12 protein-coding genes are annotated in these 11,935 nt (G+C 42.4%); 1 reads left to right on the forward strand and 11 read right to left on the reverse strand.

The window, feature by feature from the left end; translation table 11 throughout:
* Nucleotides 1-609: 609 nt before the first annotated feature.
* From CYP26_RS09640 to CYP26_RS09690, 11 genes are all read right to left on the reverse strand, one after another.
* Nucleotides 610-2,418 (reverse strand): menaquinone biosynthesis decarboxylase, encoded by a 1,809-nt coding sequence (locus CYP26_RS09640; protein WP_103631226.1) that lies wholly within the window; start codon nucleotides 2,416-2,418, stop codon nucleotides 610-612.
* A 196-nt stretch (nucleotides 2,419-2,614) separates the two neighbouring features.
* Nucleotides 2,615-2,965, reverse strand: coding sequence for an Imm10 family immunity protein (locus CYP26_RS09645; protein ID WP_103631227.1), 351 nt, complete (start codon nucleotides 2,963-2,965; stop codon nucleotides 2,615-2,617).
* Between the two features lie 3 nt (nucleotides 2,966-2,968).
* Complete coding sequence (hemC, locus tag CYP26_RS09650) at nucleotides 2,969-3,898, reverse strand: hydroxymethylbilane synthase (protein WP_103631228.1); 930 nt, start codon at nucleotides 3,896-3,898, stop codon at nucleotides 2,969-2,971.
* 8 nt (nucleotides 3,899-3,906) lie between these two features.
* Nucleotides 3,907-4,338 (reverse strand): FxsA family protein, encoded by a 432-nt coding sequence (locus CYP26_RS09655; RefSeq protein WP_103631229.1) that lies wholly within the window; start codon nucleotides 4,336-4,338, stop codon nucleotides 3,907-3,909.
* The gene (locus CYP26_RS09660; RefSeq protein WP_103631230.1) at nucleotides 4,335-6,035 is read right to left on the reverse strand and encodes a proline--tRNA ligase; all 1,701 of its coding nucleotides are present in this window, start codon (nucleotides 6,033-6,035) and stop codon (nucleotides 4,335-4,337) included. Before CYP26_RS09660 ends, CYP26_RS09655 begins: the two co-directional genes overlap by 4 nt.
* A complete protein-coding gene (hemA, locus tag CYP26_RS09665) occupies nucleotides 6,025-7,308 on the reverse strand; it encodes a glutamyl-tRNA reductase (RefSeq protein ID WP_103631231.1) in 1,284 nt (427 codons plus the stop codon). The genes CYP26_RS09660 and hemA overlap by 11 nt, the downstream gene beginning before the upstream one ends.
* Complete coding sequence (locus CYP26_RS09670) at nucleotides 7,308-8,201, reverse strand: polyprenyl synthetase family protein (RefSeq protein ID WP_103631232.1); 894 nt, start codon at nucleotides 8,199-8,201, stop codon at nucleotides 7,308-7,310. Before CYP26_RS09670 ends, hemA begins: the two co-directional genes overlap by 1 nt.
* 10 nt (nucleotides 8,202-8,211) lie before the next feature.
* Nucleotides 8,212-8,643: a hypothetical protein gene (locus CYP26_RS09675; RefSeq protein ID WP_103631233.1), complete on the reverse strand. Its 432-nt coding sequence runs from the start codon at nucleotides 8,641-8,643 to the stop codon at nucleotides 8,212-8,214.
* Nucleotides 8,636-8,890: a DUF2018 family protein gene (locus tag CYP26_RS09680; RefSeq protein ID WP_103631234.1), complete on the reverse strand. Its 255-nt coding sequence runs from the start codon at nucleotides 8,888-8,890 to the stop codon at nucleotides 8,636-8,638. Before CYP26_RS09680 ends, CYP26_RS09675 begins: the two co-directional genes overlap by 8 nt.
* Before the next feature lie 48 nt (nucleotides 8,891-8,938).
* On the reverse strand, nucleotides 8,939-9,562 hold the full coding sequence (locus tag CYP26_RS09685) for an HAD family hydrolase (protein ID WP_103631235.1): 624 nt from the start codon (nucleotides 9,560-9,562) through the stop codon (nucleotides 8,939-8,941).
* Nucleotides 9,559-9,891 carry a hypothetical protein gene (locus CYP26_RS09690; protein ID WP_103573352.1) on the reverse strand — a complete coding sequence of 111 codons (333 nt, stop codon included), beginning with the start codon at nucleotides 9,889-9,891 and terminating at the stop codon, nucleotides 9,559-9,561. The genes CYP26_RS09685 and CYP26_RS09690 overlap by 4 nt, the downstream gene beginning before the upstream one ends.
* Nucleotides 9,892-9,997: 106 nt before the next feature.
* Between CYP26_RS09690 and CYP26_RS09695 the strand changes: the two genes are divergently transcribed.
* The gene (locus CYP26_RS09695) at nucleotides 9,998-11,269 is read left to right on the forward strand and encodes an O-acetylhomoserine aminocarboxypropyltransferase/cysteine synthase family protein (RefSeq protein WP_103631236.1); all 1,272 of its coding nucleotides are present in this window, start codon (nucleotides 9,998-10,000) and stop codon (nucleotides 11,267-11,269) included.
* Nucleotides 11,270-11,935 lie beyond the last annotated feature (666 nt).

Here is an 11,935-nt window from a genome sequence, read left to right on the forward strand (position 1 = left end):
AGGATGCGATAGAACAAGGAGAGGCAGTGAGCAGAGGTCGAAGGAGAAGAAGTGAAAATGGCAGAGAAGCTAGGACGGCGTCGCCGACAGGGACGAAATGGTCTGCAAAGTGACGCGTGGCGACTGGGGTGCCCGCGGCCACCAAGGGCAGAAAGACCGGCATGGTCACCAGGTCAAGAAGGACAACCAAGCCAACCAAGCCAACCAAGCCAACCAAGCCAACCAAGCCAACAGAAAACCGAGAAAAACAGATAAATTTAACTAGAAATTTTATGCTGTGATATAAAAATAGCCTTAAACTAAGCCATTTTTAAGTGTAGAAGCTGATCCATTTTAAATTTAAAAGCAAATTTATCAAGCCAAAACTGCTGAATCAAATTTAAAGCCTAGGAATCAAAGGCTATCAATACGACCATAAGCGAGCTTGAGCGATCACACCGGCTTTTATGCGCCGATCAAACCATTTAGACGGCTAGCAAACAGGGGCCAGCATTTCACACGACTGCGACCAGTAAGTAGTCACCTGAATATAAGTGTATGGTTGGGCAACTGAGCGCATTTTCTTGCCGCTTTTACGCACGAGCGTGCCAAATCCACTAGGCTACAATCCTACCCAAATATCTCAAATTTATAAAATAACTCTGGCTCATCTTTCACTACGCCACGCTTCACAAGAGTAGCCACCACTTCGCGCTCACAGTCAGTTTGCATAGGCCAGCCACGCGTATAGCCCTCTAGCTCGTCCTTGCTCGTCGCATCCACGCAAAAATGCTCGCCATCAATGTAGATATCACGCAAGGCATCTATGTTATTTGTCACACGCCAAAGCAGCATATATGGGTTTTCTAGGTAGTTTTGCATATCGACAACAACGAGAAGCTTGAAAAATTCTTTAAAGACTAAAAGCTTAGAAAATAGCTCTTTTACGGGGCGATCTTTTTCAAATTTCACTACACAAATAGGCGTTTTACTTTGCTTTTTAAACTGCCTAAGCTCCTTAACATTTGGCGAAACGCTTTGAAATTTAGCCAAAAGTTCATCGTCGCTTAAAACCACAGGGCTAAATTTACAAAAGTCCTGCGTCGCGTCGATGCCTAGCTTGCCACCAAAGCACGAGTTTGGGCTGGCATGATCGAGCTGGTCGCACACACCTTGGCTTATCAGCACACTCTCGCTACCAAAGCGATCAAGCACAAAGTCCGCAAATTTGTCGTATTCCGCTAGCTCTGGCGCCTCGGTGCCCACAAAGATAGCATGCTTTACAAAGCTCATCTGCCCAACGCCCCAAAATGCGTGCATAGCCTGCTTTGCGTGCGCTGGATAAAGGGCGTTGATCTTGGCTAAGATAAGGTTGTGAAAGACGCCATTTTCAGGCATATTGTAGTCTAGTAACTCTGGCACGGTCGTTCGCAAAAGTGGCAAGAAAATGCGCTCCGTCGCCCAGCCCATGTACTTATCCTCAAGCGGCGGCTTGCCAACCACGGTCGCGTGAAATACTGGGTCTTGCTTGCTCGTTATCGCCGTGACCTCCATCACTGGAAATGGCTCAACTGGCGTGTAAAAGCCGGTGTGATCGCCAAATGGCCCCTCAAGCTCGCTCTTAGTCGTATTGACAAAGCCCTCTATCACGTAGTCGGCGTCGTGCGGGACGTAAATTTCATTAGTGAGCGACTTTACAAGCTTGGCTGGCTCTTTGCGGATGAAGCCGTAAAGAAGCAGCTCAAATACGCCCTTTGGCAGTGGCGCTTGGCTGCACCAGATATAAAGCGGATCTCCGCCGATCGCCACCGAAACTGGCATCTTACGACCTGCGCGCTTATACTCGTAAAAGAAATTTGCGCCATCTTTGTGGATCTGCCAGTGCATGCCAAGGCGATTTTTACCATAAATTTGTAGTCTATACATTCCTAAATTTTGCAGCGCGCCATCAAGACTTCGCGTATAAACCTGCCCCATTGTGATAAAAGCACCTCCGTCATGTGGCCAAGTCTTTAGCGCAGGAAGGCTCAAAAGATCGGCCTGCTCGCCTATAAATTTGACCTGCTGGCACTCGCCCTCACCTTTTAGTCTTTTTGTAAATATCTTTCTCATACTAAAAAGATAGGCTAAAAAATCAAGCTTCTCTTTGAAATTTTCAGGTTTTTTGGGCTTTAAAAGTTTTTCTATCTCGGCTGCGATCTCATCAGGCCCCACGCCAAATATCAGCTCAAGAGCCTTTTTTGAGCCGTAGATATTTGTAAGCACTGGGGCAAATTTACGCCCAGTTTTTTTGCAGACTGGGTTTGTAAAAAGTAGCGCTTGTGAGTCTTCACGCTTGACCTCGATGTAGCTAGCGTGCGCGATCTCCAGGTCGATATCCACTGGCTCCTCAATCACCCTAAGTAGGCCGTTATCTTTTAAAAGCTTGATGTAGTACATATTTTTCCCTTAAATTTTTAAAGATGATAGCTAAAATTTGATAAAAAAGGCGATGCTAATATTTTGTTATTGCACGCAAAGGCAGTTTGTGTGGCGTTTGGTTTATTTTCTATTTATATCGCAAAGATAATAAATTTACGCTCTTTCGCAACGGTTAAAAAGTGGCATAAAAGCAGGCGAATGATTAAATTTACGGCTACTCTAGCAACTCGCCAAATATCTCTTTGCTATATTTCATAAAGCGCTCATTAAGCTTAACGCCCTCGGTATCTACGCAAATAAGACTATCTTGCACCTCAAAAATGATGTTCTTATCAGTGATCTTCACTCGTTTGCAAGCGTTGTAGCAAATGTCGCCATTACACTCTGCATATATGCCGTTTATATCGGCGTTTTCGTCATCGCACTTTTTTAGTTTGATCGGTCTTTGAAAGATTATGTAGTTTTTGTAGTTATATTTGTCGTCTGCAAGACCGATCATATAGTAGTTGTCTTTGCTATTTTTGGTAGCACTTAGGGCTTTTGCTTTAAATTTTAGCTCAAACACGCTCTACGCCATCTCCTCGGCGCGTTTTAGCAGCTCTCTAGCCCCTTTTTCTATAAATTTATGCGCTAGCTCCTTGCCGATGCTTTGAAATTTATCTTTGCTAGTCTTTAAGCTATCTTTTATATACTCGCTTCCATCAGGCAGGCCAACGATCGCATCGATAGAAATTTCATCATTTTTTAGCCTTGCGCTTATGCCTATTGGCACTTGGCAGCCGCCCTCCAAAACGCTTACGAAGTCACGCTCTATGGTCGTTTCGATGACCGCATTTTCGTCATTTAGAAAGTCAATCTGCTCTAAAATTTGCTTCTCGTCCCTAGCCTCGACGCCAAGAGCGCCCTGACCCATCGCAGGTATCATCTCGTCAAAGCCAAATGTGTAGATGTGCGCCACTTCAGCCTTGATATTTAGGCGGTTTATGCCAGCCATCGCCAAAATGATCGCGTCAAATTCGCCCTCTTTTAGCTTGCGTAGGCGTGTTTGCACGTTTCCACGAAGCGAGATGATCTCAAGATCAGGCCTCATGATAAGTAGCTGCATCTTACGGCGTAGGCTCGTTGTGCCAACCTTTGCGCCGTGCGGTAGGTCGCTAAATTTAGCAAATTTCTCACTTATCATCGCATCTCTTGTGTCCTCGCGTGAGCAAATAGCAGCTAGTTTAAGCCCTTCTGGAAAGACTACTGGCACGTCTTTTAGGCTATGCACGGCGATGTCAGTCTCGCCTTTTAGCATGCTATCTTCAAGCTCTTTTGTAAAAAGCCCTTTGCCGCCGATCTTTGCAAGTGGCGTGTCAAGGATCACGTCGCCCTTTGTCTTCATGCCCTCAAGCACGACCTTCATGCCCTTGTGCTGCGCCTCGATCCTAGCCTTGATATGCTCGCTTTGCCAAAGCGCTAAGATACTCTTTCTAGTTGCTATTTTTATCTCTTTCATCATCTCTCCTAATTTACTCTTTTTGGCTCTTCGATGACCTCAACGTCGATGATCTCGCCCTCATTTTCTCTTGGGGCGTGCTGGCTAAAATTTTGAAATTTAAACTCCTGATAGCTCTCATTTTTCGCTGCATTTTTCTTAAACACCAAAGAAAAAAAGACCACGGCGATACCAAAAATGTCTGTCAAAATTCCTGGCAAAAAGAGCAGAGCTCCGCCAAAGCTAAGTCCTAACTGGCTAAATAAATTTCCGCCAAGAAAGCTTTTAAATGCCGCTTGAGGCGAATTTAAGCTAGAAAATCCAGCATTAAAAAGAAGTGCGATGCCCACAAATCCAGAGACCAGCACCTCAAAAAAGTAGTTCAAAAAGCCAAATTTATCCACAAAAAGATAGATAAAGACCGCTTCTATCAAAAAAAACAAAAATGCAAAAAATCTCATAAGCTTTCTTTTATCTTTCTAAAGGCGTCGTTTGCGCCTATGGTCTCTTTGCTTAGCCCATCTCTTGTGATAAACTCGACCTTGCCATTTGCAAATTCTTTACCCACAAGCAGCGCATAAGGAAAGCCGATAAGCTCAAAATCATTCATCTTAACGCCAAATCTCTCGTTTCTATCGTCGATTATGACACTAACGCCAGCTTTTTTAAGGCTCTCATAAAGCTCAAATGCAAATTTCACGCCCGCTTCATCTTTTAAATTTGAGATGATGATCTCCACATCAAACGGCGCGCACTCTTTTTTCCAGATGCAGCCTTTCTCGTCATGGCTAGCCTCTATCATCACAGCGATCAGCCTGCTTATTCCGATGCCGTAGCAGCCCATCAAAAATGGCTTTGCCTTGCCGTTTTCATCAAGATATGTTGCATTCATCGCAGCTGAATATTTATCGCCTAGCTGAAAGATATGACCGACTTCTATGCCTTTGCTAAGTTTTAAATTTCCGCCGCAAACTGGGCATTTATCGCCCTCTTTTACCTTTACAAGGTCTTTAAATCTCTCCTCGTTAAATCCGCTAACACTAACGCCAACAAAGTGATAGTCCTTCTCGTTAGCACCGCATATCATGTTATTTGCGCCCCTTAGCTCGTTATCTATAAAAAATTTAACATCCTTTAGCCCAACTGGCCCGCAAAATCCAGCCACAAGCCCAGCTTTAGCCACGTCAGCCTCGCTAGCATCTACTAGCTCTAGCGCCTTGCAAGCGTTTTGCGCCTTTGTCTCTTGAAGCTCGTCATCGCCCCTTATAAAAAAGACCACGACCTCCTCTTTATCCTCATAGATCGCCTTTTTCATAACAGCTTTTATGCAGTAAAACTCGCTAACTTTGAAAAATTCCGCCACATCTTTTATAGTTTTTGCATTTGGCGTTAGAAATTTAGCTGCGTCCGCCTCTGGTGCCTCAGCCTCACTAACTCTTGGTTTGCGTCTTGCCGCCTCGACGTTTGCAGCGTATTTGCAAGACTCACAGCAAAGTATGTCGTCCTCTCCGTTACTTGCAAGCACCATAAATTCTTTACTGCCACTTCCTCCTATGGCTCCGCTATCAGCCTCTACGGCTCTAAAATTTAGCCCCAAGCGGGTAAAAATCTTACTATAAGTTGCCTCCATAAGGTCAAACTCACGTTTTAGATCCTCTTTGCTAGAGTGAAAGCTATAACCATCTTTCATCGTAAATTCGCGCCCTCTTAGCAAGCCAAAGCGTGGTCTTGCCTCATCACGAAATTTAGTGTTTATCTGGTATAGATTTAGCGGCAGCTGCTTGTAGCTAGTCACCTTGCCACGCACCAAAGCAACGGCTGCCTCTTCGTTTGTAGGGCTTAGCACAAAGTCATTTTCTTTTCTATCTTTAAAGCGCAAAAGTTCCTTGCCAAAGACGTTGTAGCGGCCACTTTGCTTCCAAAGCTCACCTGAAGTGACCACGCTAAAGCTCACCTCCTGCGCGCCAGCCTCGTCCATCTCCTCTTTTACAACGCGTGAAATTTTATCGTGCATGATCTTTCCAAGCGGCAGATAGTTGTAAAGCCCAGAGCCGATCTGCTCGACAAAGCCGCCTCTTATCAAAAACTGATGGCTTGGCAAAGATGCGTCTTTTGGCGCTTCCTTGGTCGTTGGGGCGTAAAATTTACTAAATTTCATCTATATCTCCTGCTTGAAAATTTTGTTCATCTTTTATGTCAAATAAAAATTTAACTCCGTTTGAAAGCTCGCTCGCTCTCTCCTCGTCTGCAAGCCCTTTTAGCTTCATCGTTGGCTGGTGCAAAAAGGCTTTAAAGACTTGATGAATGAGCTTTTGCGCCTCGTCATAATCGCTATGTTTTAAATAGCCCTTTTTCATCGCCTTTTCTAGCTCATTTTTCGCGCAAATTTCAGCCTGCTTGCGGATTGATTTTATAAGAGGCACGCTCATATCTTCTTTTAAAGTCTTTAAAAACTCGCTCGTGTCTTGACCGACGATTGAGTAGGCCTTTTGCGCCTGCTCCTCTCTGAGGGCTAAATTTTTACGCACGATCTCCTCTAAGCTATCGACCGTATAGACGCTGATAAGCTCCGTGTTTAAAAGATCGATGTCCCTTGGCACGGCGATATCAAAAAAGTATCTGTGAAATTCTCTTGGCTCGATGATCTCGCCTGTGATGATGGCGTGTGGGGCTGCAGTACTTGAGAAGATGAGATCGTAGCTATTTACGTATTCTTTTAGTTTTAATATACTATCCCAGCTCGCGCTATCTCCTAAGCTATCAACTAACTGTTCAACGCGCTCGGAGCTTCTGTTTATAATGATCACTTCTGCGCCGCTTGATATGAGGTGCTTTGCTGCTAGCTCGCCCATCTCACCAGCGCCCACGACGATAGCTGTTTTGCCCTCAAGCGTGCCAAAAATTTCTTTTGCTTTTGCTACGGCGACGCTTGAAACTGAGATTGGGTTTTTAGAAATTTGAGTTTCGTTTCTAACCTTGGCAGCGCACTTACATGCGTAGTGAATGATCTTACTGATATCTTCGCCACATGAGTTGTTGTCATAAGCAAATTTAAAGGCATTTTTTAGCTGGCCAACTATCTGCGTTTCGCCAACGACTAGGCTATCAAGAGAGCTTGCCACAGCAAATAGGTGGTGGGCGGCACCGCTGTTCTCGTAGATGTCAGCTCTCTCATAAAGCTCATCTTCAAAAACGCCTGAAAATATCGACATACACCTGATGATATGAGCAGTGGCAGCCTTTACATCCTCTACACTTGCTATGATCTCGACGCGGTTGCAGGTGTTTAGCACCATGCTCTCTTTTATGTTTTTGTTTGAGTTTATCAGCTTTAAAATTTGCTCTTTTTTCTCGTCACTATCAAATGCAAGCTTTTCTCTGACCGAAATATCAGTATTTTTATATGTAAAACTTATGTCTAAATAGTGCATCAAAATTCCCTATCTATCATGCTTTTTATGATCCCTTCAAGCTCAGCGTTTTTATACTCTTTTATCGCTTCTATCGCTTCATTTCCAAGTCTTTTTGCCTCGTTTATGGCTTTATTAACCGAGCTAGTTTTATCAAAATTTTCTTTTAGCCACAAAATTTCGTCCGCATTTAACTTCTTTGCCCAAAGCGATCTAAGCTTTGTTTTGCCAGCCTCATCTAGGCTCTTATAAAGATATATGTAAGGAAGCGTTGTTTTGCCCTCGACAAAGTCGTTAAGCGCTGGTTTGCCAAGCGTTTTTTCATCTTGAGTTATGTCTAATATATCATCAACTATCTGAAATGCAAGACCTAAATTTTTGCCATAAAGTCCAAATCTCTCGCTATCTTTACCAGCTAGCTTTGCCCCGCAAATAGCCGTAGCTTCTATCAAAACAGCTGTTTTATAATAAATCATCTTTAGATATTCTTGCTCGTTTTCGTTAAAATTTTCAGCCATTTTCACATCCATCATCTCGCCGACGCTTAGTTTGCTGACCGAATCTGAAACGACGGCCGCGATGCTTGGATCAAATTTTGTAAGCTCAAAATAAGCCTTTGAGTAGAGGATGTCACCTAGCATGACTGAGTTTTTACTGCCAAAAAGCGCGTTTATACTTGGCTTGCCGCGTCTTATATTTGCCTCGTCTATGACGTCGTCGTGTAGCAAGCTTGCAAGGTGGATAAGCTCGATGATAGCGCAAAGCTTAAGAGAAATTTCACTCTCTCCTGCGATCTTTAAAAGAAGTTTTGAGCGAAGCTTTTTGCCTGAGCTTATCTTTAAAAACATCTCAAACGCCTCTTTATAGCCAAGCTCGTTTAGAAATTTGCTCATTATTTCATCGATTTTATCCATTTTTATCCTTCTATTTATCCTCGTGCGGATCTCTAAAACCCACATCCACACGCTTGCTCTCATCTAGTAGTGCCACCCTAAAATGCGCCTTTTTGTCCCTAAAATCAACAAATGTTATATAAAGGCTCACGCTCTCATTTGGTGGCATCATAAAATCAGGCAAAACTCGCTGCATATAGGTATCTTGCCCATGTCTTAGTGAAAAGACCATCTGCCTTGGATAGCGTCTAAAAAAACTTTGCACAGTGATATTTGTGCTATCAAATAGCGTCCAACGAAAGTCAAATGTTTCAACTTTTTGAGTTTTTTTCTCGGTTATAAAAACCCTCGCCCACTCATCTTTTTTAAGCTCAAACGTATGGACCGAATTTGGGTCAAAATTTGGCTCTTTTGCAAAGACAAGAGCGGCCAGCAAGGCTATGAGCGCAAAAATTCTACTCATTTTGGCTTAAAATTTCTCCGCTAATCTCGATATATAGGTCATTTACTCCGTTATAAATTTTGTCTTGCTCTGAAACAATAAAATTTCTGATCTCATCTTCACTAACGCCATGCTTCTCGCAAAGCTCGCTCATAGCCACAAATTTCTCAAAAATTTTATCTATCTCGTTTTTAACCAAAACGGCATTTGCGTTAAACAAAATGTCATAAAATTTATCCCTCGCACTGCCCTCAAATATATCTATCATCGCTGTTTCTTTGAAAATTTCTTAAGATTATAGCCAATTAAAACTAAGTTAAAAATTTAATATTATCTCCCAAGCCTCGCTGACATTTTTAGCATTATAAGTCGCTGTTTTACTCTCCTCGCCAAATCCCCAGCAAACTTGCACATAAGGCATATTTGCATTTTTAGTCGCCAGCTCGTCTTTTAGGCTATCTCCTACAAAGATCGCCTTGCTAGCTTTAGTTCTACTAACAGCTAGGTGAAGCATCGCAGGATCAGGCTTTTGCGGTATCTCCTTGCTAGCGCCGATGACCTCGTCAAATAGCTCATAAATTTCATTTTTCTTTAAAATTTTCTCTAGCGTATCATGCGGTGCATTGCTTGCCAAAACGACCTTAAATTTAGCCTCTTTGCACTTTTGCAAAAGCTCTTTTACGCCATCATAGGTAGTCGCGCACTCATCATAAAATTTCTTAAATTTCTCTTCAAAGCCCTCTTTTAAGCTCTTGCTTGGCGTGTCGATGCCGTAAAACTCAAGGGCCAAATTTCTACCTGGCTCGTTGATCGCTTTTATGATAAATTCTTTTTCAAGTGGCGGCAAATTTAGCTCATCTCTCACTTCATTTACCGTTTTATATATCGCCTCGCCGCTATCGATCACTGTGCCATCCATATCAAAAATAACTACTTTCAATCCTCATCCTTAAATTTATTTTTATGCTTTTCTTTTTTATATGTCTTTTGATTTTTGAGCTTATCAAGGAGGTTTGCCGCCTTTAAAAGCTCATCTTTTGGGGCATTTTTGATAAGCAAATTTATAAAATTTTCTAGCGCCTTTGAGTATGGTTGATCAAGATAAACAGCCTCTATTTTTTCGATGACTTTCGCGTTTTTCTCAACTCTTTGGCGAAATTCAGTCTCGTCAAAGTCATCTCTTTTTAGCCCATTTATCGCTGATTTTGCAAATTTTTCTAGCGCGCGAAGATATTTTACACGTTTAAATTTGTCCGTGACTTGGTTCAAATTTTTCCTTTTTTTGGCAAATTATATCAAAATTTGATTTTATCCCCTAAATTTTGGCTTTGCTAATGTATAATTTACGCCAAAATTACTTAAATAAGGAGCAAAAATGAAGCAAGAAACCGCTGCGATCCACGTAGGCTACGACACTCAAGAGGGCTTTGGCACGATGGCTGTGCCTATTTTTCAAAGCACGGCTTACGACTTTGGAAGTGCCGAAACAGCCGCTGCTAGGTTCGATCTAAAAGATGGTGGCCACATCTACACAAGACTTGGCAATCCAACGACAGATATCTTTGAAAAAAGGGTCGCCGCACTTGAGGGCGGAGCCGCTGCGATAGCGACTGCAAGCGGTCAATCAGCTTTGTTTTACAGCATCATAAATTTAGCCCAAGCAGGCGATAATATCATCATCGCTAAGAAAATTTATGGTGGCACGACGGTGCTTTTTACGCACACACTAAAAAGATTTGGCATAGAGGCCAGAGTCTTTGACAGCGACACTGCTAATGATCTGGAGAGTTTGATAGATGATAAAACTAGGGCTATATTTTTTGAAACGCTCTCAAACCCGCAAATTTCTATCCCAAATATCGAGAAAATCGTAGAGATCGCAAATAAATATGGCATCATAAGCATCACCGATAACACCGTGCCAACGCCTATCATCTTTCAGCCACTTCGCCACGGCGTCGATGTTTGTGTGCATAGCGCTAGCAAATATATGAGCGGTCAGGGTCTTAGCCTAGCAGGTGTCGTCGTAAGTGCAAATCACCTAAACGAGAAGCTAAAAGGCAACAAGAGATATGAACACTTTAACGTGCCAGACGCGAGTTATCACGACATCGTATATGCTGATATGACGGATCGTTTTGATATCTACACGCTAAGAATGAGACTTGCTATCGTGCGCGACATCGGCGCTGTGATCTCTCCATTTAACTCTTGGCAGCTCATACAAGGGCTTGAAACGCTTGCTGTTAGAGTTGAGAGACACTCGCAAAACGCCCTAAAAGTGGCAAAATTTCTAAACTCTCACAAACATATAAAAAGTGTGGCTTATCCTGGGCTTGCCGACAACGTAGATCACGCAAAGGCGCAAAAATACTTTAAAGATGGCATGGCAAATGGACTATTTTGCTTTGAAACTGATAGCTTTGATCGCGCAAAAAAGATGCTAGAGCGCGTAAAACTCTTTAAGATCGTGGTAAATATCGGCGATACAAAGTCGCTCATCACACACCCGGCCTCGACAACTCACCAGCAGCTAAGCAGCGAAGAGCTCATCAAAGCTGGCATCACAAAAGAGCTGATAAGAGTTAGCATAGGTCTTGAAAACGCCGAGGATCTGATAGCTGATCTGGCTCAAGCCTTAGAATAAACAAATTTCTAGCTCATTTTGGGCTAGAAATTTAAATTTGACCTTCAAAAGCTTCCATTAAATTTTAAAAATTTATGAGCAAACATATCAAATTTACCAGAGCTTTTAAACGCATGCAGTGCGAAGTACTATTTTGCATACACCTTAAACGTGCGAGGGGTTTAGGGGATTTAAAAGGGGATAAGGGGACGCTTTACTTCACAAGCTCGTAACTGCAAGCAAACCGTAATTCAAGTCCCCTTGTCTCCCTTTTGGATAAATCAAATTTAGATATGTTTTTTTGGCAAATTTTAAAACTTTACTCACTCGCCTTAGCAACTTACCAAATTCAGGCCTCGTTGCCACTTGCCACTGAATTTAGAAGCGTGATATGCTCATTCATAAAATTTTAAAATTTAATAGATAATTCTTGAGTGTCGATCTTAAAATTTGCTTGAAGTTTTTTATGTGTTAAATTTAATCATCTAGTCTAAATTCGCATAGCCCTCTAATGCTTTAGAGAGCTATGCTTTGTATTTAATTGTAATGGTTTGGTTTAGAATTTATTCTTCCTAACATCTTCAACTATAGCTTTAGCCATCTCATCTACTTCTGATGTTACTTCATTTGCTTGGTTTGCAATTACAACATTCTCTTTTGTTAGGTGATCTATTTGAGCAACTGAGG

Origin of the sequence: Campylobacter concisus (genome assembly GCF_002913225.1) — a bacterium.
Classification (GTDB): domain Bacteria; phylum Campylobacterota; class Campylobacteria; order Campylobacterales; family Campylobacteraceae; genus Campylobacter_A; species Campylobacter_A concisus_J.

Bases quoted from the DNA above. Each gene is read 5' to 3' on its own strand.
- CYP26_RS09640 (WP_103631226.1), bottom strand. From the start codon at position 2,418: ATGTACTACATCAAGCTTTTAAAAGATAACGGCCTACTTAGGGTGATT.
- hemC (WP_103631228.1), bottom strand. From the start codon at position 3,898: ATGAAAGAGATAAAAATAGCAACTAGAAAGAGTATCTTAGCGCTTTGG.
- CYP26_RS09655 (WP_103631229.1), bottom strand. From the start codon at position 4,338: ATGAGATTTTTTGCATTTTTGTTTTTTTTGATAGAAGCGGTCTTTATC.
- CYP26_RS09660 (WP_103631230.1), bottom strand. From the start codon at position 6,035: ATGAAATTTAGTAAATTTTACGCCCCAACGACCAAGGAAGCGCCAAAA.
- hemA (WP_103631231.1), bottom strand. From the start codon at position 7,308: ATGCACTATTTAGACATAAGTTTTACATATAAAAATACTGATATTTCG.
- CYP26_RS09670 (WP_103631232.1), bottom strand. From the start codon at position 8,201: ATGGATAAAATCGATGAAATAATGAGCAAATTTCTAAACGAGCTTGGC.
- CYP26_RS09675 (WP_103631233.1), bottom strand. From the start codon at position 8,643: ATGAGTAGAATTTTTGCGCTCATAGCCTTGCTGGCCGCTCTTGTCTTT.
- CYP26_RS09680 (WP_103631234.1), bottom strand. From the start codon at position 8,890: ATGATAGATATATTTGAGGGCAGTGCGAGGGATAAATTTTATGACATT.
- CYP26_RS09695 (WP_103631236.1), top strand. From the start codon at position 9,998: ATGAAGCAAGAAACCGCTGCGATCCACGTAGGCTACGACACTCAAGAG.